Origin of the sequence: Clostridium sp. (assembly GCF_029267215.1) — a bacterium.
In the GTDB taxonomy this organism is placed as follows: Bacteria; Bacillota; Clostridia; order Clostridiales; family Clostridiaceae; genus Sarcina.
In genome coordinates this window covers 1-24,626 of the sequence record NZ_JARIDH010000025.1, presented here as the reverse complement: position 1 = coordinate 24,626, position 24,626 = coordinate 1, and the positions used below count along the sequence as shown (strand labels likewise).

Sequence of the window (24,626 nt, the reverse complement as noted above, 5' to 3'; positions counted from 1 at the left end):
GGAGGTATGAATATTATGATGAATGCACATGAAATTGACTTCAAACTTTATGGAGATGATATGCAGTTTGTAGAAATTGAGTTAGATCCAAGAGAGACAGTTGTAGCAGAGGCTGGAGCCATGATGATGATGGATAATAGTATAAGCATGGAGACTATATTTGGTGATGGAAGTGGAAATCAAAAAGGATTTCTAGGAAAGATTGGAGGCGCTGCAAAGAGAGTTATAACAGGTGAAAGTTTATTTATGACTGCGTTCACAAATGAAGGTATGGGAAAAGAAAAAGTTGCTTTTGCTTCTCCGTATCCAGGGAAAATAATTCCTGTAGATTTAAGAAATTATAGTGGTAAATTAATTTGTCAAAAAGATGCATTTTTATGCGCTGCAAAGGGTGTAACTATAGGAATAGATTTTAAGAGAAAATTAGGAACTGGATTCTTTGGTGGAGAAGGATTTATACTTCAAAAATTAGAAGGTGATGGAATGGCTTTTATTCACGCAGGAGGAACCATAGTTAGAAAACAACTTCTGCCAGGGCAAAAGTTAAGAGTGGATACTGGGTGTTTAGTTGCCATGACAAAGGATATTAAATATGATATAGAATATGTTAAGGGTGTTAAAAATGCGTTGTTTGGTGGAGAAGGAATATTCTTTGCTAGCTTAGTTGGGCCAGGAGAGGTTTGGATTCAAAGTTTACCATTTAGTAGATTAGCATCTAAAGTATTTGCGGCAGCACCACAAGTTCCAGGTTCTAGAGATGTTGGAGAAGGTAGTATATTAAGTGGGTTAGGTAATTTATTCCAAGATTAGTTTAAAACTTAAAAAACGATGCAATTCGTTAGTTTGCATCGTTTTTTTATTTATATTCAATGAAAAAGTTATCAATATGAATAATTGTTAAATGTATATTTCAAAAATAGTATTTAAACTGACAACTTTTAAGTTTTAATAAAGTTTTTAAAATGATTTTAAATAGGATTATAAGCTAATTTAAGCAAAATTGAGAAATTATTAATAAATATAAGTAATAAGTATGAATTTGAAAGTTAATAAATTGAAAATATCATTTTTGAAGCTTTCAAAAATGTTCAATAGGTATATAATAGAATATGTTAAAAATTTAGAAGAAGAGGGAAATGTTATGAATAATAGGGAGAAAGGCATAGGCTTAGTCCTAATTGCAACATTATTTTGGGGAATAATGGGAATAAGCAGTAGAATATTGTATAATGCAGGGTTAAGTGCAATATTCATAGCTTTTAGTAGAAGCTTTTTATCAGCTGTTTGTTTCTTAATTTGGGTATTTATAAAAGATAGAGAGGTTTTAAAGACAGACATAAAAGGCTTAGTTGTGGCTGCTTTTTATGGAATTGGTACCTTTGCTTTATGTTTCGTTGGATATAATTTATCAGTAGAATATATACCAATATCAGTGGCAACTGTACTTATGTTTACAAATTCAATATGGGTAACAATATTTGGAGTATTATTTTTTAGTGAGAAATTTAATATGAAAAAAGGTTTTGTAATAGTATTAACTTTAGGTGGTTGTATTATGGTATCAAATATGTCTTTAGGTCATTTAAGTATGAGCGGAATTGGTATTGCAGCAGGATTAGGAACAGGATTTTTATTTGCCTTTCAAATAATATTTCCTAAGCTTTTTAGTTCTTATAGAAAGGATACACTTCTTGTGTACGGATATATTTTTGCTAGTGTATTTTTAGGATTTTTTACTAATTTTAATGAATCTTTTAGTATAATAAAAAATTCACCAAACATAGGTATGGTGATTTTAAATTTACTATCTATAGGAATTTTAAGTACATTTATTTCTAATACTTTTTATATTAAATCAACAGAGTACATCGAGGCTAGTGTTACAAGCATACTAGCTTCCTTAGAACCTGTTTTAGCTAGTATATTTGCTTTCATAATATTTGGAGAAGTCATGAATTCAAAGCAAATATTAGGTGCTGTTTTAATAGTTGTTGCAGCAATTTTATTAGAATTAAATGTTGATAAAGAAAGATTTTTAAATAGTAATATACTTAAAATATTTGGATTTAAAAACTCTAAAATTATTAATGAGTAAAATATAATATTTGTTTTTAGAAGAGTTTAACTAAATTTAATATTATATATAAAATAAAAGTGACTAAATTAAAATTCTATAATAGAACTTAGAAACTATTTTTAAGTTCTATTATATTTTTTAACTTAATCACTTTTTTATTTATTAGCATTTAAAATCTAATTATTAACATGATGGATAGCAATTAAGTAGGCTTTAATAGATAGCTAAAATCAACAATATCTTAAAACTGGAAGCTTTATTTGTTATTATTCAAAATTCAATGAAAAACACTAAATTATTGATTTTTAGTTTTATCAGGTGTAACTTCATTTTCTTTGTACTTTTCAAAATAAATCTTAGTTCCTTTTAAATTTTCCTTTGAAAAGATGAAATTTCTAACTTCTTCTTGATTTAAGTTATCACTAGAATATTCTATAACTATTACTGGCAATTCATTATCTAAAACTCCACTATAGATTTTCTTTATGTCTTTATAATTTTTATAAAGATCAATTTTAGTAGAATCTAAAGCTTTAGTAAGATTACCCTCTAACTTTGAATCATTTGATGGTTTATTTGAATTTTCTTTGCTTATCTCTAAATCATCTATAAATCCAGAGTTTTGTTCTTTAAGTTTGTCTAAATATGATTGTATATCTGGCAATGTATTTGAGTCTTGCTGAATTCTTAATCTATAATCATTAAAATTATAGTACTTAAGGCTATTTTCAAGTTCATCCTCTTTTTCTTTTGATATTCTATTGCCAACTATAACTAAATCTATAGTTTTGGTTGAAGTATCTATATTTTTACTAAGTATAAAATCATTAGACATCTCTTTTTGAATAAATTTACTTAAATTTGAATTGTTTATTGATTCATTTATCATAGATGCAGCTGAAAATATACTTGGAATTGTAACTAAAATAGTTGAAATAATTATAACTTTTTTAAGTTTCTTTTCTTTAACTGTATCTATATTATTTCTCTTAGGAATTTTCATAAGCTTAACACCAATTAAAGTTGATAAGGCAATGAAAAAGGCATTTATAAAAAATAAATAACCAGCTCCTAAAAATATATCCATATTTCTACTTGCTAATCCATATCCACTTGTACAAAGAGGAGGCATTAGGGCAGTTGCTATTGCCACGCCTGGAATAACATTTCCTGTCTTATTACGAGTTATTCCAACAATCCCTGCAATACCTCCTGTAAATGCAATAATAACATCCCATATGTTGGGGGTAGTTCTAGATAGTATTTCACTTCCTGCACTTGATATTGGACTAAGTGAGAAGTAAATAGTAGATGTTACCATACTTATAAAAATCTCTAAACCTAATATTGCTAATGATTTTTTTATTAATTTTGCATTATATGTACCAACTCCATATCCTATACCTAGAATTGGGCCCATAAGTGGAGAGATAAGCATAGCACCGATTATTACAGCAGTAGCATTCATATTAAGTCCTACAGAAGCTATGATTATTGCACATATAAGAATTATGAAGTTAGCTCCACCTATATTTATTCCATCTAATATATTTTCATGAATTTCATCAAAAGAAGCTTGATTTTTTGTGAATTCCTTAAAAAAACTTTCTTTATTAAACCTCACTTTTTAACCCTCTTTTCTTTTTAGAATTTAGTTTACTAATAAACAATATTGTAATAAAAATTTTTAAAATTGTCGATTAAAATTATTACAACAATATTCTTTGAGAAAGAATTTAAAGGACTTTACCATGAAATTTTTTTGATACATTAAAAGAGGTTGAAGAAATTTTTACTTAATAAAAAAGAAATGGAGTAGCTTATTAAAGCGTATCATAATATTAATAGTGTATAATGTATTTAGTGTTATAAAAAAGAATAAATGTGAATATTAGTTTGGAAAGAAAAGCTAAGTAATTTTTTATATAAATAATAATAATATTTAAGTGAGGTTGATTTTGAATAGAGCAATAGAGATTTTAAAAAGTTTTTATGGATATAGTGAATTTAGAAAAGGACAAGAAAATATAATAAATGAGATTATAAATGGAAATGATGTTGTGGCAATAATGCCAACAGGAGGAGGGAAGTCAATCTGTTATCAGATTCCGGCCTTAATATTAGAGGGATTAACAGTTGTTATTTCTCCACTTATATCTCTTATGAAAGACCAGGTTGATGCAATAAATAGTATGGGAATAGAGTCAGCTTATATAAATTCAACACTTAGTCAGCAGGAAATAGATATAATTTTTAATTATGTTAGAGAGGGGCATATTAAGATTTTATATGTTGCACCTGAAAGATTGGAGTCTATGGAATTTTTAAATCTTATTTCAAATGTGGAAGTTTCTCAGGTTGCAGTGGATGAGGCTCACTGTGTTTCACAGTGGGGACATGATTTTAGAAGTAGTTATAAGTTTATTGGAAAGTTTATAAACTTACTTAAGAAAAGACCAGTAGTATCAACTTTCACAGCTACTGCCACAAATGAGGTTAGAGAGGATATAGTAAATCTTTTAGAACTTAGAAATCCTAAGATTTTTGTGTCAGGTTTTGATAGAGATAACCTGAAAATAGTAATAGAAAAAGGAGTTAATAAGAATCACTATATTTTAGATTATATAAAAGAAAATAAGGATTTATCAGGAATAATATATTGTGCAACTAGAAAAGAAGTTGATTCCTTATGTGAGTTGATAAATTCAAGAGGAATAGATTGTACAAAATACCATGGAGGGCTTAGTGATATAGAAAGAAAGCAAAATCAAGAGGATTTTGTTTATGATAAGATTGGAGTTATGGTTGCAACTAATGCCTTTGGTATGGGAATAGATAAGCCTAATATAAGGTATGTTATACATAATAATATGCCTAAAAATATAGAAGGATATTATCAGGAAATAGGTAGAGCTGGTAGAGATGGAGAGGATTCAGAGTGTATTTTACTCTTTTCACCAGGAGATGTGCAAACACAGAAATATATTATAGAAACAGGAACTTTAAACCTACAAAGAAAGTTTAATGAATTAAGTAAACTTCAAACAATGATGGACTTAGTTCATTCAAACGGGTGTTATAGAAAATTTATATCAAATTACTTTGGAGAAAGCTTACAGGATGATTGTAATAACTGTAGTAACTGTCATATAGATGGAGAAATGGTTGATAAAACATTAGATGCTCAGAAAGTATTATCTTGTGTTTATAGAATGAAAAGGCCTTATGGAATTGGAGTAATAGTGGATGTTTTAAAGGCTTCTAAAAATAAAAAGCTTATGGAATTAGGGCTAGATAAAATAAGTACTTATGGAATAATGAAAAATTATACCAAGGATGGATTGAAGGAATTTATAAACACCTTAATTTCACATAGATACATTGATTATGGTGGAGAATATCCAGTTGTAACCTTAAACTCAAATTCTAAAGATATACTTACTGGTAAAACTAAAGTTATGTTTAAAGAGAAGAGAAAAGTGGAAAAAGTTTCTACTAATAATGAATTGTTTGATATATTAAGAGAATTAAGAAGAGAAATTGCATCAGAAGAAGGGGTTCCACCATACATAGTTTTTGGAGATAACACTTTAAAAGAGATGAGTCTTAGAATGCCTTTAAAATCCTCTCAGTTAATAGAAATAAATGGGGTTGGAGAAAAGAAAATTCAAAGATATGGAGAGCCTTTCCTAAAGAAGATAAAAGAATATGTTGAAAAAAATAATATAGAAGTTAAATGGAATTCAGAGAAGTTTAATAAAGAAGAAGTGGAAGAAAAGTTCAAAGAAAACATAAAGAAGAATGGAAAGAAAAAATCATTTGTCATAACTTTAGATATGCTTAGAGAGGGTAAAAAGTTTCATGAAATAGCTAAGGAAAGAGAGATAGCTTTATCTACAATAATGTCTCATATTAATCAGTATCTGGAGGAGGGAAACAAAATAGATTTCCCTATAGATTTTGACTGCTTATTTTCTAAAGAAGAAGAAAATTTAGTTTTAGATGCAGTAGAAAAAGTTGGGTATGGAAAGCTAAAGCCAATAAAAGAGAATTTAGAAAAAGATGTTTCTTATGAAAAAATTAGATTTATAGTAAGTAAAATTATTATAGATAAATTAAGAAAAGAAGAGTAAATAAAGGGTAATGAGTTTATAGAAGGAGTTATTATGGAAAAGTATAGAAATGTGATTTATACATTATAACAATGAAAACTGTTGATTAATTTTAATAAGAAAGTGATATATCTAATTGAAATTTTAGATATATCACTTTTTCTGTTTATAGGAATTAAAAAATAGTATGAATAATATAAGATAAAGTAACAAAATATACCTTTAAACTTGTTGAATTTACTCAGTTTAAAGAAGTTCTAAACAATGCAGAAAAACGGGTTATTAGATATGTCTATGATATTTATAAAAAGTTTTAGGTTTGAAAATAAAACAAAGGAAAGTTAGTAGAAAATATTAAATGAATAAAATTGAAAGTGAGGTGAAAAACCGTTATTAATTAAGATTTATAGGCATTTGATAACGGTCAGTTATGAAAGTTAATCATAAAAATAGATATGATAGGCTTGGAACTTTAATAATGTGTTATCCAAGCAATTTTAAGGGGAGAGGAGAAATTGATATTGACCATAATCTTATGTATGAGCAATATAATAATTTTATAAATTTGCTTACTAGAGAAGGGGCGACTATTCAGTTTTTAGATCCTTTATATGGAGAAAATCAAGTTTTTACTAGGGATGTAGGATTTGTTATTGATGATATTATGTTTATAGCTAAAATGAGCAACAAGGATAGAATATATGAAACTTATGCATTAAAAAAATATATAACTAAGTATCATTCAAAAATTTATGAAATGAAAAATAATATAGAAGGTGGAGATGTAATAATTTATCAGAAGTATGTATTTGTAGGGGTAAGTAAGAGAACTAGCATGGAGGCTTTAGAAGAACTACAAAATTACTTAGATAAGAATAATATGGGTTATAAAGTAATTCCCATAAAGTTTAATAAAGAAAAAATGCTTCACTTAGACTGTGTTTTTAATATATTAGATAAAGGCGAATGTTTAATTAGCACTTATGTTTATGATAAAGAAGTTATAGAAAATATTATAGAGAAGTGCTATTATATTGACAAAAAAATATCAGAGGAACTAGGAACTAATATTATTTGCTTAGGAGATAGAAGAATAATAACAGCTAACAAAAGCATTTATAAGCTTTTAAAAGAAAAGGGTTTTAGGGTTTTTTATGTAGATTACTCTGAAATTTTAAAGGGAGGTGGAGCTTTTACTTGTAGTACACTACCTATATATAGAAATTAGAAAATATAAACTACAGAAATATTATTAAAGTTATAATTAAATGCATAAATTTAATAAGGGATAATAAAGGAGGGGGATTTATGGCATTAGGAATATTAGTTATTTTTGATGTGATTATAATTCTTTTATTTTTAACTACTATACTGTTAATGATTTATAAAAATGGTGATATTGCTAAAAAAACAGTAGTCTTTGGTTTTATAGTAGCATATACATTATTACTTTCATTTATTGCTTTTACTGGATTACCAAATAACTTTATATTTCAAAGAATTGGAGCTTTAGTAGCTGGATTTTTGGGAGTTTTTTCATTATTAAAAATAAAAAACTTCTCATTTGCTAGATTGATCATAATAATCTCAATGATTTTAAACTTAATGATTATATATTTATAAAAGTAAAATTATAAATTACTAAAAATAAGTTATAAATTTATCTTAATACTTTAAATTATATATAAAATAAGAGTGGTTAGTATATTTTATTTAATTACTCTTATTTTTGTATTAGATTATATTTTAAGTGGAGGTTGATTTCTAGATATATCTTCAGCGCTAACTTAATTTTACAAAGAGTTGATAATATATATCCAGAAATCAACTATGGTTTAAAAAAGAGTCTTGTATTAATGTAAAGAAATTGCATTAAAGCTAATAATTATTCCTTAGAAAAAATTATTTGACATATAAAAATAGTAGATTTAAAATATTATTATGCGAACTTATGTTTGGTTAAGGGTGTGTTAATTTTACTTTAAATGAATAATAAGACAATTTAGAGAGTAACATGCACTTATGAAAAAAGCAGTATTACAAAGAATAATAAAAAGAGTTCCATTTTGAAAGTATAGTAATAGTTAGTTTTAATATAAAAACAGCAGGATTAGGAGGGGAAAAATGAGAGATAAAATAATTGTAAAAGGTGCAAAAGTACATAATTTAAAAAATGTTAATTTAGAAATACCTAGGGATAAGCTTATTGTATTTACTGGACTTTCAGGTTCAGGAAAAAGTTCTTTAGCTTTTGATACTATATATGCAGAAGGACAAAGAAGATATGTGGAATCACTATCTTCATATGCAAGACAATTTTTAGGACAGATGGATAAACCAGAGGTTGAGTCTATAGAAGGGCTTTCACCTGCAATATCAATTGACCAAAAAACTACATCAAGAAACCCAAGGTCAACAGTTGGGACAGTAACTGAAATATACGATTATTTAAGACTACTATTTGCAAGAGTAGGCATTCCACATTGTCCTAAGTGTGGAAAGGAAATAAGTCAGCAATCTGTAGACCAAATAGTTGATAAGGTAATGGAGCTTCCTGAAAGAAGTAAAATAATGATTTTAGCTCCAGTTATAAGAGGAAGAAAAGGAACTCATGAAAAAGTTCTTGAAAATATAAAGAAACAGGGTTTTGTTAGAGCTAGAATTGATGGAGAAATCTATGACTTATCAGAGGAAGAAGTAAAAATTGAGAAAAATATAAAACACAATATAGAGATTGTTGTGGATAGAATAATAGTTAAAGAAGGAATTGAAGGAAGATTAACAGATTCTGTTGAAACTTCTTTAAAAATGGCTGAAGGATTAGTTTTAGTACATATAATTGATGGTGAAGAGAGATTATATAGTGAACATTTTGCCTGTGCAGATTGTGGTATAAGCATAGATGAACTTGCTCCAAGAATGTTCTCATTTAACTCTCCCTTTGGAAAATGTGAAAGGTGTGATGGTCTTGGAACACTTATGGAAATTGATGAAAATTTAGTTGTTCCAAATAAAAATTTAAGTATAAGAGGTGGAGCAATATCAACTTGGGGAGATTCAAGAATGAAACCAGAATCATGGACTTTTTGTATTCTTGAAGCCTTAATGAAAAAATATAAATTTGATTTAGATACTCCATATAAAGATTTACCTAAGAAAGTTAGAGAAGTTTTAATGTATGGTGATCATGAAAAATTAAAGGTTAAATATACTAAAGAAAATGTATCGGCAGTTTATAATCACTCTTTTGAGGGTGAAATAAATGGATTAAGAAGAAGATATATGGAAACTGGCTCAGATTCTATGAAAGCTGAAATTGAGAAGTATATGAGTGATAATCCATGTCCTAAGTGTAAAGGGGCTAGATTAAAACCAGAGGCACTTGGGGTTACAGTAGGTGGAAAGAATATCTTTGATTTTACAAGTATGTCCATAAGAGACGAATTAGAATTTATTAATTCAGTTGAATTTTCAGAAAAAGATAAAATAATAAGTAATCAAATAATAAAAGAGATTCAATCAAGATTAAGTTTCTTAATTAATGTTGGATTAGATTACTTAGATTTAGCAAGAAAAGCAGGAACCTTATCAGGTGGAGAAGCACAGAGAATAAGACTTGCCACACAGATAGGTTCTCAGCTTATGGGAGTTTTATACATACTTGATGAACCATCAATAGGACTTCATCAAAGAGATAATGATAGACTTATTTCAACATTAAAACAACTTAGAGATGTTGGAAACACATTAATTGTTGTGGAACATGATGAAGATACAATGAGAGAGGCTGATTTTATTGTTGATATTGGACCAGGAGCTGGAGAACATGGTGGAAAAATAGTAGCTTCTGGAACTTTAGATGAAATAATGGATAATAAAGATTCATTAACAGGACAATATTTAACTGGAGAGAAAAAAGTAGAATTGCCTTTAGAAAGAAGAAAAGGAAATGGAAACTTTATAACAGTTAAAGGAGCTAAGGAAAATAATCTTAAAAATATTAATGTGAAATTCCCTTTAGGAGTTTTAACAATGGTTACTGGGGTATCAGGTTCGGGAAAAAGTACCTTAGTTAATGAAATTCTTTATAAGGGGTTAAATAAAATAGTTAATAAAGCTAAGGATTTACCAGGACAATATAAAGAGATAGTAGGTTATGAAAATATAGATAAGATTATTGATATAGATCAAAGTCCAATAGGAAGAACTCCAAGAAGTAACCCTGCAACATATACAGGTACCTTTGATATTATAAGAGAATTATTTTCTCAAACTCAAGAATCAAAAATGAGAGGGTATAAACCAGGAAGATTTTCATTTAATGTTAAAGGTGGAAGATGTGAAGCTTGTAGTGGTGATGGAATAATAAAAATAGAAATGCAGTTCTTATCTGATGTTTATGTTCCATGCGAAGTTTGCAAAGGAAAGAGATATAATAGAGAAACTTTAGAAGTTAAATACAAAGGTAAAAATATTGCAGATGTTTTAAATATGACTGTGGAAGAGGCTTTAGAATTCTTTGAAAATATTCCAAGAATAAAAAATAAACTTCAAACACTTATGGATGTTGGATTAGGTTACATAAGACTTGGTCAACCATCTACTCAATTATCAGGTGGAGAGGCTCAGAGAATAAAACTTGCTTATGAATTGTCTAAGAGAAGTACAGGTAAAACTCTATATATTTTAGATGAGCCTACAACAGGACTTCATATTCATGATGTAAATAGATTAGTTAAAATACTTCAAAGACTTGTTGATAGTGGAAACACTGTTATTGTAATTGAGCATAATTTAGATATGATTAAGTGTGCAGATTATATAGTTGATTTAGGACCAGAAGGTGGAGACAAGGGTGGAACAATAGTTGCAACTGGAACACCAGAAAAAATAACTGAGGTTAAGGAATCTTACACAGGTAAATATTTAAAAAAATACATTGAAAATTAGAATATAATATAAAATATATGACATATTATAGATAATAGTTAGCTATGATAGTATTAAACTTTCATAGCTAGCTTTTATTTTCTAAAATAAAATATATTTGTAATGAACAATTTTTTTTAGATGGTATAATAAAAAGAGAGGTTATAATTAATAATTATGAAATTGTAATCTTTTATTGTATAATCTATATATCAAATAATGTAAAATATAAAAGAAATATAAAAAATATGTAGAGGTGAAGTGATGTTTTCGAAACTAATGACATGGGTTTTTGGAATAATATTTATTGTAATTCTATATTCCATAATTTATTTTGCATTGAAAATAATGTATAAAGATGTTAAAGGCGGGAAAAAGAAGAAAGCCCCTGGAAAGAAAGCACATGGATTAGAAGTCTTAAAAACAATATCTAGTAGTACTTTAGGAATAGGGTCAGTGATACCTGTAACAAGTACTATATCAATAGGTAGAAGAGAAGATAATTCAATTGTGTTAAACGATCAATTTGTATCATCTTATCATGCTAAAATTTATGTTAAAAATAATGATTTTTATTTAGAGGATTTAGCTAGTACAAATGGTACATTTATAAACGAATCAAAGATTGAAGGAAGAGTAAGATTAAAAGTAAATGATCAAATAAGAATGGGAAGTACAGTTTTTAAGGTTATAGGATAAAAGAGGTGATAATATGAATTCTACTTTAAAGTATGAAAAAAGGATGTTGCTATTAGTTTATCTTTTATGCTTAGCTTTATTTACTAATATTGCATTAAAACAAACGCCAATAGACAAAATGGCATTTATTATAGCAGGTATATTAATAGTTATTATTGGATTTTCACATTTTATAATAAGAAAATTTTATCCAGATGGAGATAAATATATGCTTATATTTGCATCTGTCTTGGCTGTAGTTGGAATTGCAGTTCTTTATAGATTAGATCCAAGACTTGCAATTAAACAATTAGTTTGGTTTAGTTTAGGTATTGCAGTTTATATGGCAATAGTAATAGTATTACCAGATTTAAAAAGTTTTTCGAAGTATAAATATGTTTACATGGGTGGAACTTTAATATTTATGGCTATGGCTAAATTAATAGGTACTACAATAAATGGTGCTGAAAACTGGGTTAGAATAGGAGGATTTACCTTTCAACCTTCAGAAATAGGAAAAATATTTTTAATACTTTATTTAGCTTCAGCACTTATGAATTATGAGAAAAAAGACACTTTAAAAGAGCAATTTAAAGAATTGTGGGAACCAGCCTTAGTTGTTATGTATTGTCTTGGATTTATGGTTTTACAAAGAGACTTAGGTTCTGCACTTATGTTTTTCTTTGTTTCAATAACAATGCTTTATATGGCTACAAGCAACTGGAAATATGTTGCCACAGGATTAGGTCTTTTTGCAATAGGAGGAACAGCAAGTTATTATTTGTTTGGACACGTAAGAAGAAGAGTTATGGTGTGGAAAGATGTTTGGAAATATGCTAATGACCAAAGTTATCAAATTGTACAAGGTTTTTATGCTATGTCAGTTGGAGGTATGTTTGGTACAGGAATTTATAATGGATATCCCAAATTAGTTCCTTTTGTAGAAACAGACTTTATTTTCACATTAATAGCTCAAGAATTAGGTTTAGTGTTTGGAATAGGATTATTACTTATATACTTCCTATTATTTTATAGAGGTATAAGAGCGGCATTAAATACTGATGATACTTTTTCTCAGTTAAATGCAGTTGGATTTAGTACACTTATTGTTGCTCAGGTTTTAGTAATCATAGGAGGAGTTTTTGCTGTAATTCCATTAACAGGTATAACTTTACCTTTAGTAAGTTATGGTGGAACATCTATGCTTACAATTTTCATCGCCTTAGGAATACTTCAGAAAATTTCAGAGGAGGGACTAAGATAGATGGCTAAAAAGAAAGATTTAACGGATAGTATAAGAAAAGTTATGGTTGTTTATCTTGTGCTTTTAGTTGGACTTATTACATATATTGCATATTTCCAATTAATAAAAGCTCCAGAAATAGCTAAAATGAAAAATAATACTGCTGTTATGGCTGCTGAAAATGAGGTCATAAGAGGAGAAATAAAAGATAGAAATGGTAATGTTCTTGCTAAAAGTGAGAAGAGTGGAGATTTAAGTCAGAAGAGAGAATATCCATATGGTGAAATTTACGCACATCCAATTGGATATGCGAGTGTTAATTATGGTAATGCAGGATTAGAGGGTGCATACTCAAAAGAACTTACTACTTATGAAAATATATCATTAAAAGCCTTCTTAAAATCAATGAACTTAAAAGAAGATTTTAAAGATAGAAAAAAACTAGATGCTAAGTATGGAAATAGTATTACTACAACTTTAGACACAGGTTTACAAAAAGCTGCCTATGCTGCACTGGGTGCTAATAGAGGGGCTGTTGTTGCAATAAATCCTAAAACAGGTGAAATTTTAGCAAGTGTATCAAAACCAGGGTTTAATCCAAATGATATGAAATCAACATATCAAATAGCAAATGATAAAAGTGCAGATCCTAAGGATGCCATCTTAGTTGACAGAGCATTAAATGGGCATTATCCACCAGGATCAACATTTAAGGTTGTAACATTAACATCAGCCTTAGAAAATATTCCTGGTATTACAGATAGAACTTTTAATGATACAGGAAAAATTAATGTTGGTACTAAGTACTTACCAAATGAAAATGGAGTAGCTTATGGAAATATAAGTTTAAGAAAAGCTTTATCAGTTTCAAGTAACGTAGTATTTGGTGGAATTTTAGGAGAAGAGCTTGGTAATAAAAAATTAAGAGAAACTGCTGAAAAATATGGATTTAATCAAGATTTAATGTTAGGAAATCTTTCTGCTTATTCTGGAAAATTCCCTGATAGAAAAACAGTTGATAAAGGTTTAATGGCTTACGATGCCATAGGTCAAGGAGGAGTTACTGCAAGTCCAATGGAGATGGCATTAGTAGCTGCCACTGTGGCCAATGATGGTGTTATGATGAAACCTTATATTGTTAGTAAAATAACTGACAAAGATGGTGATGTTGTAAAAGAATTTAAACCAGAGAAAAAAGAAACTGTTATGTCTAAGGAAGATTCAAAAATAATAAATAAATATATGCAAGGTGTAACTAGAGATAGAATTGATGATAAGTGGGGATATTTTAGAGGTATGGATGTAGCAGCTAAAACAGGTACAGCCCAAGTTGAAGATGGAACATCCCATGCTTGGTTAATAGCTTTTGCACCAGCTAATGATCCAAAGATTGCCGTTGCTACAATTGTGGAAAATGGTGGATCAGGCTCAAGAGTTGCTGCCCCAGTTACTGCAAAAGTTATGCAAGCATACTTTAATAGATAATTTTGATTAATCATTTGAAAATTTTTAAAAATATAATTGCCCTAATATTTCTTTTAAATGGAATATTAGGGCCAATTTCATATTTAGCATAATTTTTGAAGTTATTATAGATAGTAAGGTTAGTATAAAACATTTATATACAATAAGTTTATAATAAAGCTAGAGATTAAGGTGGTGATAAAATGTTTGATTTTAAGTATCAACTAAAGATATTACCTAATAAACCTGGAGTTTACATAATGAAAAATTCATTAGGTGAGGTAATATATGTTGGGAAGGCTAAAATATTAAAAAATAGAGTGAGACAATACTTTCAAAATTCTAAAAATCACACTGAAAAGGTAAAGGCTATGGTTAAACATATAGCTGAATTTGAGTATATAGTCACTGATTCTGAAATGGAAGCATTAATTTTAGAGTGCAATTTAATAAAGAAATATAGTCCAAAATATAATATTGCATTAAAAGATGATAAATTTTACCCTTTTATAAAGATTACTACCAATGAAGATTTTCCGAGAGTTTTTGTAACAAGAAATTTTGCCAAGGATGGAAATAAATATTTTGGACCTTATACTAAGGGAGCAGCTGTTTATGAGGTTATGGATCTTATTAAAAAGTTATTTCCTTTAAGAACTTGTAAGAAGGCAATAATTGAAGGGGGAGAACCTACCAGAGCTTGCTTAAATTATCATATAAATCTTTGTAAAGCCCCTTGTGCTGGTTATATTTCAAAGGCTGAATATGGGAAAATGATAGATGACATAATAAATATTTTAAATGGAACAGATAATTCAATTACTAAGAATTTAAAGAATCAAATGGAACTAGCATCTGAAGAATTAGAATTTGAAAAAGCTGCAAAACTTAGAGATAGAATATTAGCAATAGAATCTATAGTTGAGAAGCAAAAGATGTTTACCGTAAAAGAGGGGGATGAGGATTTTATTCACCTTTATACAGATAATAAAGATTGTTGTGTTCAAATTTTCTTTGTAAGAGAAGGTAAGGTTACAGGAAGAGAGCATTTTATGATTGAGAATGAGGGTGAAGAACCAATAAATGAGCTTATTAGTTCATTCATACCATCTTTTTATGGAGGCACTGCACAAATTCCTAAAACAATATATGTACCAGAAGAAATAGAAGATCATGAGTTAATAGAGAAGTTTTTAACTGATAAAAGAGGAAGTAAAGTTTGGATAAAGATTCCTAAAAAAGGAGATAAAAAAAATCTTTTAGATATGGTTAGAAATAATGCAAAGATAACCTTAGAACAGTTTAAAGAGAAGATGGTTGAAGAAAAAGAGATTAATAAGGTGGCTTTAACTGAGTTAGCTGAGATTCTCCAATTAGATTTATTTCCAACAAGAATAGAGGCTTATGATATTTCTAATATTCAAGGGGTAGATTCTGTTGGAACAATGGTTGTTTTTGAAAACGGAAAGGCTAAGAATTCTGATTATAGAAGGTTTAAGATAAAAACAGTAGAAGGACCTAATGATTATGAGAGTATGAGAGAAATTCTAAGTAGAAGGTTTGCTCATGGATTAGATGAAGTAAATAAGATAAAAGAGAGAAATTTAGAATATTCAAAGGGTAAATTCTGTATCTTCCCAGATTTAATAATGATGGACGGGGGAAAAGGTCAAATTAATATTGCCTTAGAAGTTTTAAGGGAATTTGGTATTGAAATACCTGTTTGTGGACTTGTTAAGGATGATAGGCATAGAACTAGAGGAATTATATTTAATAATGAGGAATTTATTATTAGAAGAGGTTCTGAAATTATGAATCTTATAACTAGGATACAAGATGAGGTTCATAGATATGCCATAACTTATCATAGAAGTTTAAGAGAGAAAAGAACACTTCATTCAATTTTAGAGGATATACCTAGAATTGGGGAAAAAAGAAGAAGAAATCTTCTTATTAAGTTTGGAAGTGTTGAAAATATAAAAAAAGCTACTTTTGAAGAGCTTCTAGATACACCGAGTATAGATAGAAAGGCTGCTGAAAGCATAAAAAGTTATTTTTCGAGTTGATTTTTATTAACAAAATTGACTTAAGATAATATATATAATAATATGACATAAAGAAATAAAATAATGGACTAAATATTGAAAATATGTCAAGAATTAAGATATACTATTTAATTGGGATATTAAATTTAAAATTGAGGAGTTTGGATATGAATCAATACATGGAGTTTTATAAATTATTAAGTGAGTTTTATAATAAAGAAGATATTATTATGGATTCTCCAATGCGTGAACATATTTATTTTAAAGTAGGAGGGCCAGCTGATATACTAGTAACTCCTGTAACTGAGGAACAAGTAGTTAAAACTTTAAAACTTTGCAAGGAAAATAATGTACCGTACTTTATTTTAGGTAACGGTTCTAATATTTTAGTTAAAGATGGTGGAGTATCTGGAGTTGTTATTAAGTTTAATAAACTTAATAGAGTAATTGCAGAAGGACACTGTGTTACAGCTCAAAGTGGAGCGTTGTTAAAAGATGTGTCAAAGGCAGCATTAGAGAATAATTTAAGAGGATTTGAATTTGCCTGTGGAATACCAGGAAGTATAGGTGGAGCTGTATTTATGAATGCTGGTGCTTATGATGGAGAAATGGCTCATGTAATCCAGTCTGCTAAAGTTATTGATGATAATTTAAATATAAGAGTTTTAAGTAAAGATGAGTTAGAATTAGGGTATAGAAGTTCATCAGTTATGAAAAAAGGATATGTTGTTTTAGAAGCTACAGTGGAGCTTGAAAAAGGTGAGTATGTTAGCATAAAGGATAAAATTGATGATCTTACAAATAAGAGAGAGAGCAAGCAACCTTTAGAATATCCATCAGCAGGAAGTACATTCAAAAGACCAGTTGGATATTTTGCAGGAAAGCTTATACAAGATTCAGGATTAAAAGGTTTTTCAATTGGAGGAGCTGCTGTTTCAGAAAAACATTCTGGATTTGTAATAAATAAAGGTGGAGCAACTGCTAAAGATGTATTAGATGTTATTGCCCATGTTCAAAAAACAGTAAAAGAGAATTTTGATGTTGATCTTCATACAGAGGTTAGAATAATCGGTAGAGATGAAGAATAAACAAAATAGAGCCTATATATTTTATATAGGCTCTATTTTGTTTAAAAGAATTTAAATTAGAAGTTAGATTAATGTTGATTGTTTAAATATTTTAATTTTCAGATTAGAAAATATAGGATAAAAATATTTAGATTTACTAAAATGTAGGTATATATTTAGGTTATAATATTTAAGTTTTAATAATCTTAAAAATGTGATAGCATAAAAAAGTAATCATTACCTTTTTTATGCTATAATTTATATAATAAAGGTAGTTTATTTGCTTTAATTACTAGTTGATTAAAGCATTTATTATGTTTTAAATTGACCTAATAAGATCTTTATTTCTTGAGGTGAGAGAATTATCTAAATTTTAGTTAAAAGAGAAAGTAACTAATTAGATTTATAAGTTGATTTTAAATAAAATACAAATTATATTTAGGAGGATTAAGTATGAGATTTGTAATAGTAACTGGTCTTTCAGGGGCTGGAAAAACAGAGGCAACAAGAAGTTTAGAAGATTTAGGATACTTTTGTGTGGATAACTTACCACCAAAATTAATACCTAAGTTTGCAGAAGCTTGTGTTCAAAGTGAAGGAAAAATAGATAAAATAGCTTTAGTAATTGATATTAGAGGAGGAATATTCTTTGATGATTTATTTGAAAGTATAGAATATTTAAAGGCTAATAATTTTAATTATGAAATATTATTCTTAGAGGCTTCTGATGAGGTTTTAGTTAAGAGATTTAAAGAAACTAGAAGAAGTCATCCACTTTCACCAGACGGAAGAATTATAACTGGTATAAGTGAAGAAAGAATGAGGCTTAGAGAACTTAAGGATAGAGCAGATAATATAATAGATACATCAAATTATCCTATAAGAAATTTAAGAGAGAAGATAAATCTTTTATATGGAGATGGGAAGCCAGTAGAACAGAATCTTTCAATAACTGTTTTATCTTTTGGATTCAAATATGGAATACCATCAGACTCTGACTTAGTATTTGATGTTAGATTTATACCAAATCCATTTTATATACCGGAGTTAAAGCCATTTTCAGGAGAAGATGAACCAGTTAAAAATTATGTTCTTGCACAGGAAGAGACTAAAGGTTTCTTAGAAAAACTTACTGATATGTCCGAATTTTTAATTCCAAACTATATAAAAGAAGGAAAAAGACAGCTTATAATTTCTATTGGTTGTACAGGAGGTAGACATAGATCAGTTGCTATAGCTAATGCTTTATATAAAGAGCTTTTAGCTAAAAACTATAGTGTAAGCTTAGAACATAGAGATATTAATGAGGATATAAATAGAGGTAGTAGAAAATTATAATATTTATTTTAGAGGGGATATAGATTATGATGATGAAAAAAATGCTAAAGCCTGGTATCAAGGTTAAAAGATACATATTTTTGGCTTTAGCATCTACGATAACAATGGCAATTGCTATAGCACAGCTTATTAATGATAGACATATTACGACAATACAAGATAAAGCTATATTTATTACTTTAATAGTATTTTCAGGATTAGTTGGATATAAATCTATTATTTGGTGTGTAAAATCTGTAGTTTCATTAATAAATAAAGGATATATAAATTTATCTATTGAGGAAGATGATTTAGAAGATTTAATTGAAGATGATAGACTTTTAGTTAAAGGGCCTAAAATTGTTGTTATTGGAGGGGGAACAGGTCTATCTACTATGCTTAGAGGATTAAAACATTATACTTCTAATATAACTGCTATTGTTACAGTTGGAGATGATGGTGGTGGTTCTGGAATTTTAAGAGAAGATTTAGGAATGCTTCCACCAGGGGATATAAGAAACTGTATATTAGCACTTGCAAATACTGAACCATTAATGAATGAACTATTGCAATATAGATTTAATGATGGTAGACTAAAGGGCCAGAGTTTTGGAAATTTATTTTTAGCAGCCATGGATGGAATTTCAGAAAATTTTGAGGATGCTGTCCAAAAAATGAGTTCTGTACTTGCTGTTAAAGGGGAAGTTTTGCCTGTAACATTAGAAAATATGATTTTAGAAGCTGAGCTTATTAATGGTCATATAGTTAGAGGTGAATCTATAATTGGAGAAGAGGTTATAGATCAAAATAGTCCTATAAAAAGACTTAGAATAATACCAGAGGATGCAAAGGCCTTAGGTAGAGCTTTGAATGCCATAGAAGATGCTGATGCCATAGTATTAGGGCCTGGAAGTCTTTATACAAGTGTGCTTCCTAATCTTTTAGTAAAAGATATAACAAAAGCAATTAAAAAGAGTAAGGCATTTAAAATATACAATTGTAATATTATGACCCAACCAGGGGAAACTGATGGTTTTAAGGTTTCAGATCATATTCAAGTTTTATTAGATCACTGTGGAAAAGGAATAGTAGATTGTATAATTGCCAACTCAAAAGATATATCTAATAAGTTAAAAGAAAAATATTTAGAAAAAAATTCTGAGCTTGTTGAATTAGATATAGATAATCTGAAAAAAATGGGATTATGCGTAGTCGAAGGAGATTTAACAAGAGTAAAAGGTGACTATATAAGGCATAATTCGGAATATTTAGCACAACTTATCATTGAAACAATAATGGAAAAACATTTATTATATGATAGGAAGAAAATATTAGAGTATATATACTTATCACAAAGAATTAAGAAAAGAGAAACTTTAAATAGGAAGGAGCAAACATGTCATTTTCAGCAAAAGTAAAGGGAGAAATATGTAGATATATTGATATATCAAAGGATGAAGCTCTTGCTCAAATATCAGCTATCATGAAAGTTTGTGGAACACTAGCTTTTAGTGGTAGACAAATAAGTTTCAAAATGACAACAGAAAATCCTGCATCTGCAAGATTAATGTTTACCATATTAAAAGATTACTTTGATATACATGCAAAGCTTATGGTTAAGAAGAGTAATTCTTTAAAGAAAAACAACATATATATGGTTGTTATAACTGAGGATATGGGAGTAAAGAAACTACTTGAAATAACAGGAATCTTAAGAGAAGTAGATGGAATAATGTCTTTAGACTATCATATAGATGAAGATTTAGTTGATACAGAAGAAAAGAAGAAGGCATATATAAGAGGAGCGTTTATAGGGGGAGGAAGTATAAGTAACCCCGAAAAAACATATCACTTAGAATTTGTTACACATTCACAAGAGTATGCTGAGGATTTAGGTAAGCTTGTTAATACTTTTGGTTTAAAGTCAAAGGTAATTCAAAGAAAAAATAGTTTTATAGTTTACATAAAAGAAGGAGAGCAAATAGTAGATTTATTAAACATAATAGGTGCTCACACTGCCCTTCTAGAATTAGAAAACATTAGGATCATGAAAGAGATGAGAAATAATGTTAATAGACTTGTAAACTGTGAAACTGCTAACTTAAGTAAAACAGTAAATGCAGCTGTAAGACAGGTAGAAAGTATAAAACTTATTGAAAGAGAAATAGGTCTTGCTAGACTTCCAAAAAATCTTAGGGAAGTGGCAGAACTTAGGTTAACATATCCTGAGGAATCATTAAAAGAACTTGGTGAAATGTTAGAACCACCTGTAGGGAAATCAGGTGTAAACCATAGATTAAGAAAAATTGAAAAAATAGCTGAAGAGCTTAGAACAGGCAACTTCTAGCAGAGTTTTTAAAATCTTTTAAGTAATTATTTTAACAGCGAATATTAAATTTGCTGTTAAAAAAACTTAAAAGTTTTTTTATGAAAAAAATACCTGCTAAATGGAATAATATTAATTTGTTTTTATGGGGAAGATAATTTTGAAAAAATATTATTTTAAGTGGAGGCATTAATATGGTAAAAAATTTTAAAAAGACAATTTGGCTTTTAGTAGGAGCAATGGTTTTTGGAATTATAGGTATGGTTGGATGTACAAAAAAGACTGATGAAATGACAAAGAACTCAGAATTATCAGCAACAACTCCAGCTGAATATAAAACAATGCTAGAAGAAAAAATAAAAACTTATATTGGTGATGTAAATTTAGGTACAGAATATGATTTTTCAAAGGTAACAGAGGATACTAAGCAAGAAACTTATAAAGAATATGAAAAATATTATAAAAACTTAGATACTGAACTTACAAATTTAAAAAATGAGCTTAATAGTAAAGTGTCTCCATCAGATGGAAAAGTTAATGATGCCAATAGAAAAATAGTTGAGAATATAGATAATTTAAAAATGTCTATAAGTACAGTCGAAAACGATTTAGATGCTAATAGAAATAAAATATTAGCAATGCCTAAAGATGAGTTTATTGGTGCAATGAAAGGTATTGAAAAATCTGCATATGATGCTAGAGTTAAAGTTCAAGAATCTATAGATGCAGCAAGAAATAGTTTTAAATAAGAATTTAAGCCTATATTAAAATTTTATTTTAATATAGGCTTAATTTAGTTTTAATATTAATTTAGCTAAATATTTAAATTGATTAATTTTACGAAATTAAGTTAAGTTTCAGTAAAAACAAATGAGTTTGAATTAATTTATTTCTATTATTTGATCATATAATATTTCAATATCATCATTTGAAATATACTCATATTCTAAAAGGTAATCAGCATCAGCGGTGAAGTCTGGTATAACATATGTTGTTATGGTATCTAGTATGCCTAGAACTTTTGTTTCATACTCATACATATTAAGTCTTGAATTAATATTTTCTTTTTTTATAATATTAAAATCATAAGAATCTACATCACCTATTTTTCTTATTGACATATAAGTTTTCCCATCTTTAGTTTCTATATTTTCTATGGATACTTTTCCAACTTTTCCAAAAGTTTTAGTTTCTCCTATTGATAAAGGCATAGATTCTTTTATAAGGTTATCTACATTGAGTTTACTTCTAGTTTTAGGAACTATATATAATTTCCCAGGAGTGTTAGGAAGTAAATAATTAATTTTACCTAAAGTTTCATGCCAAAGTATAAAAGATAATTTGTTTTCTGGATTATTAAATTTTTCATCATAGTCAATAACTATGGAGGTAGGATATTTTTTTACTGAGGATATTAAAATTGAGTTCTTATTAGCCTGTATTTCTTTATTAATTAAGTTTTTTACAGGTATAATCAACTTTGGCTTTTAAAGCATTTGGTTCTTTTACTTTAGATTCTCTAGCCATTTCAAAAAGTTTTCTATCAAAATCATCTTTCATAAATAAATACCCCTTAAATATTATCCGATCTGTTAAGTTAAATGAACATTGCTCTTTTCAACACTTGAGAATACAATGAGTTTGCAAAAAACATTTATCCCCCTCAAGAAAGGAGAAAAAAGCAATGAACAAAACTAATATAAAATGTCCTCGAAGTAGAAAAGTATTGTTATTACTTTTAAATCTTCTTTTAAACATTTGATTGCATCATATAAATCTATATTTTCATAGTTTTCAGTTATATATAATTCAGAACTTAACTCCTTTGGAGTGTTTTTATTTTTCTTATAGATTTTATTACACTAATTTATTAAAATTCTTATTAACCATGTTTTAAAATACCTTTCATCCTTTAGAGTATTAATTTTATTAAAGGCTATTAAAATAGTAGTTTGAATAGCATCTTCAATATCTTCTTCAACTTTTAAAATTCCTTTAGCTACCCTATACATAGAAGTGAGATTTTCTTTTATTAATAGTTCAAAGTTTTGAGACAATCTCTCTTTGGTTAATTTTTTATACGAAACTTTATTAAATGAATTTTTATTAAAAAAGATTATTAGTTCCAACATCATCCCTCCTTTTTCAACTATTAGAGAGTAAATTATACAGAATTGTTCCATAAAAAAATGGGTGTTTTTATTTTATTTACAAATAATAAAAAGTTTTTAATATTATTTAAAAATTAACTGGTTTTAAGCTCTATTAAAAATTATTATGTTGATAATTTCACCATATAAATTAGAATTTTAAGAAACGATAGTTAGAATTAATATGGTAAATTAGATATGTTTGTATAAAAAGATTATTTTTCCTTGAGAGGTTAATAATTAGAATTAATACAATAAAGTTTTCTTAGTGTATTTCTTAGTAATATGGTAAAATTAATATATTACACTTAATTTAAAACATAATTTTTAAGTGTTTACTTTAGTAAAAAAATAGAGATTATTTTTAAGATTTAAACTTAAAAAATAGCATTTTATATATGATTAAAAATATTTTATAGAAACAATATTAGATGAAAGGATGTGAAGGAAATGGGGGATAAGAAGTTTTGTCACTTGCATCTGCACTCTGGGTATAGTTTGCTTGATGGTTCTGGAAAGATAAAGCCACTTATTAAAAGGGCAAAGGAACTTGGAATGGAAAGTATAGCACTAACTGACCATGGTGTTATGTATGGATGCGTTGACTTATATAAAGAGGCTAAGGCAGAAGGCATAAAACCTATACTAGGATGTGAAGTTTATGTTGTGCCTAAGTCTAGAAAGATAAAGAGCAATGATGAAGATAATAAAACATATCACTTAGTTCTTCTTGTTAAGAATGAAAAGGGATATGAGAACCTTATGAAAATTGTTTCTGTAGCATCTATTGAAGGCTTTTATTATAAACCAAGAATTGATAGAGAATATTTAAAAGAACATTCAGAAGGAATAATAGCTTTAAGTGCTTGTCTTGGGGGAGAAGTTCAAAAAGCTATTTTAAATGGAAATATAGATAAAGCTAGAGAAGCTGCAATATTTTATAAAGATACATTTAAGGATGGATTTTACTTAGAACTTCAAAACCATGGAATAGAAGAGCAAAAAAAAGTTAATGAGGTAAATATAAAATTAGCTAAAGAGCTTAATATTCCTTTAGTTGCAACAAATGATGTCCACTATATAAATCAGGAAGATTCAAAGGCACATGACATACTTATGTGCATACAAACTGGAAAAACTGTGGATGATCCAAACAGAAGAAGATATCCATCTGACCAATTCTATTTAAAATCACCAGAGGAAATGTGGGATATGTTT

The 24,626-nt window shown here is 28.1% G+C and carries 18 protein-coding genes and 1 pseudogene; 16 read left to right on the top strand and 3 right to left on the bottom strand.

All coding sequences use genetic code 11. The annotated features are described in order from the left end of the window. Positions 1 to 15: 15 nt before the first annotated feature. Complete coding sequence (locus Q1K13_RS03570; RefSeq protein ID WP_498038034.1) at positions 16 to 810, top strand: TIGR00266 family protein; 795 nt, start codon at positions 16 to 18, stop codon at positions 808 to 810. Positions 811 to 1,141: 331 nt separating this feature from the next. After that, positions 1,142 to 2,095: a DMT family transporter gene (locus Q1K13_RS03565; RefSeq protein ID WP_300347771.1), complete on the top strand. Its 954-nt coding sequence runs from the start codon at positions 1,142 to 1,144 to the stop codon at positions 2,093 to 2,095. A gap of 277 nt (positions 2,096 to 2,372) precedes the next feature. On the opposite strand, the gene Q1K13_RS03560 is transcribed toward Q1K13_RS03565, so the two are convergent. After that, positions 2,373 to 3,701, bottom strand: a complete 1,329-nt coding sequence (locus tag Q1K13_RS03560) for a TIGR00341 family protein (RefSeq protein WP_300347770.1) — start codon at positions 3,699 to 3,701, stop codon at positions 2,373 to 2,375. A 334-nt stretch (positions 3,702 to 4,035) separates the two neighbouring features. Here Q1K13_RS03560 and recQ point away from each other — a divergent pair, with 334 nt between their 5' ends. From recQ to Q1K13_RS03495, 13 genes are all read left to right on the top strand, one after another. Then, positions 4,036 to 6,210, top strand: a complete 2,175-nt coding sequence (gene recQ, locus Q1K13_RS03555) for a DNA helicase RecQ (protein ID WP_300347768.1) — start codon at positions 4,036 to 4,038, stop codon at positions 6,208 to 6,210. 409 nt (positions 6,211 to 6,619) lie between these two features. Next, positions 6,620 to 7,417 carry a dimethylarginine dimethylaminohydrolase family protein gene (locus Q1K13_RS03550; RefSeq protein WP_300347767.1) on the top strand — a complete coding sequence of 266 codons (798 nt, stop codon included), beginning with the start codon at positions 6,620 to 6,622 and terminating at the stop codon, positions 7,415 to 7,417. 80 nt (positions 7,418 to 7,497) lie between these two features. Beyond that, positions 7,498 to 7,812, top strand: coding sequence for a hypothetical protein (locus Q1K13_RS03545; RefSeq protein ID WP_300347766.1), 315 nt, complete (start codon positions 7,498 to 7,500; stop codon positions 7,810 to 7,812). Positions 7,813 to 8,313: 501 nt separating this feature from the next. Beyond that, positions 8,314 to 11,139, top strand: coding sequence for an excinuclease ABC subunit UvrA (uvrA, locus tag Q1K13_RS03540; RefSeq protein ID WP_300347765.1), 2,826 nt, complete (start codon positions 8,314 to 8,316; stop codon positions 11,137 to 11,139). Between the two features lie 243 nt (positions 11,140 to 11,382). Further along, positions 11,383 to 11,817 (top strand): FHA domain-containing protein, encoded by a 435-nt coding sequence (locus Q1K13_RS03535; protein WP_300347764.1) that lies wholly within the window; start codon positions 11,383 to 11,385, stop codon positions 11,815 to 11,817. Positions 11,818 to 11,830: 13 nt separating this feature from the next. Beyond that, complete coding sequence (locus tag Q1K13_RS03530; protein ID WP_300347763.1) at positions 11,831 to 13,060, top strand: FtsW/RodA/SpoVE family cell cycle protein; 1,230 nt, start codon at positions 11,831 to 11,833, stop codon at positions 13,058 to 13,060. Then, positions 13,061 to 14,524 carry a peptidoglycan D,D-transpeptidase FtsI family protein gene (locus Q1K13_RS03525; RefSeq protein WP_300347762.1) on the top strand — a complete coding sequence of 488 codons (1,464 nt, stop codon included), beginning with the start codon at positions 13,061 to 13,063 and terminating at the stop codon, positions 14,522 to 14,524. 182 nt (positions 14,525 to 14,706) lie between these two features. Then, the gene (gene uvrC / locus Q1K13_RS03520; RefSeq protein ID WP_300347761.1) at positions 14,707 to 16,569 is read left to right on the top strand and encodes an excinuclease ABC subunit UvrC; all 1,863 of its coding nucleotides are present in this window, start codon (positions 14,707 to 14,709) and stop codon (positions 16,567 to 16,569) included. Positions 16,570 to 16,715: 146 nt separating this feature from the next. Beyond that, a complete protein-coding gene (gene murB, locus Q1K13_RS03515) occupies positions 16,716 to 17,636 on the top strand; it encodes a UDP-N-acetylmuramate dehydrogenase (protein WP_300347760.1) in 921 nt (306 codons plus the stop codon). Between the two features lie 432 nt (positions 17,637 to 18,068). Next, a complete protein-coding gene (gene rapZ, locus Q1K13_RS03510; RefSeq protein ID WP_300347759.1) occupies positions 18,069 to 18,953 on the top strand; it encodes an RNase adapter RapZ in 885 nt (294 codons plus the stop codon). 26 nt (positions 18,954 to 18,979) lie between these two features. Then, positions 18,980 to 20,350, top strand: a complete 1,371-nt coding sequence (locus Q1K13_RS03505) for a gluconeogenesis factor YvcK family protein (protein ID WP_300347758.1) — start codon at positions 18,980 to 18,982, stop codon at positions 20,348 to 20,350. Beyond that, a complete protein-coding gene (gene whiA / locus Q1K13_RS03500; RefSeq protein ID WP_300347757.1) occupies positions 20,329 to 21,279 on the top strand; it encodes a DNA-binding protein WhiA in 951 nt (316 codons plus the stop codon). The genes Q1K13_RS03505 and whiA overlap by 22 nt, the downstream gene beginning before the upstream one ends. A gap of 173 nt (positions 21,280 to 21,452) precedes the next feature. Further along, entirely contained in the window at positions 21,453 to 22,007 is a 555-nt protein-coding gene (locus Q1K13_RS03495) for a hypothetical protein (RefSeq protein WP_300347756.1), read from the top strand. Between the two features lie 132 nt (positions 22,008 to 22,139). Here Q1K13_RS03495 and Q1K13_RS03490 read toward each other — a convergent pair whose 3' ends face one another. Together Q1K13_RS03490 and Q1K13_RS13065 are read right to left on the bottom strand one after the other, a co-directional pair. Beyond that, positions 22,140 to 22,736: a hypothetical protein gene (locus tag Q1K13_RS03490; protein WP_300347755.1), complete on the bottom strand. Its 597-nt coding sequence runs from the start codon at positions 22,734 to 22,736 to the stop codon at positions 22,140 to 22,142. 219 nt (positions 22,737 to 22,955) lie between these two features. Then, positions 22,956 to 23,390, bottom strand: a pseudogene (locus Q1K13_RS13065) (sigma-70 family RNA polymerase sigma factor); the annotation flags it as partial. Between the two features lie 468 nt (positions 23,391 to 23,858). On the opposite strand from Q1K13_RS13065, the gene Q1K13_RS03480 reads away from it, so the two are divergent. Beyond that, a partial coding sequence (locus tag Q1K13_RS03480; protein WP_300347752.1) for a PHP domain-containing protein occupies positions 23,859 to 24,626 on the top strand: 768 nt, incomplete at its 3' end.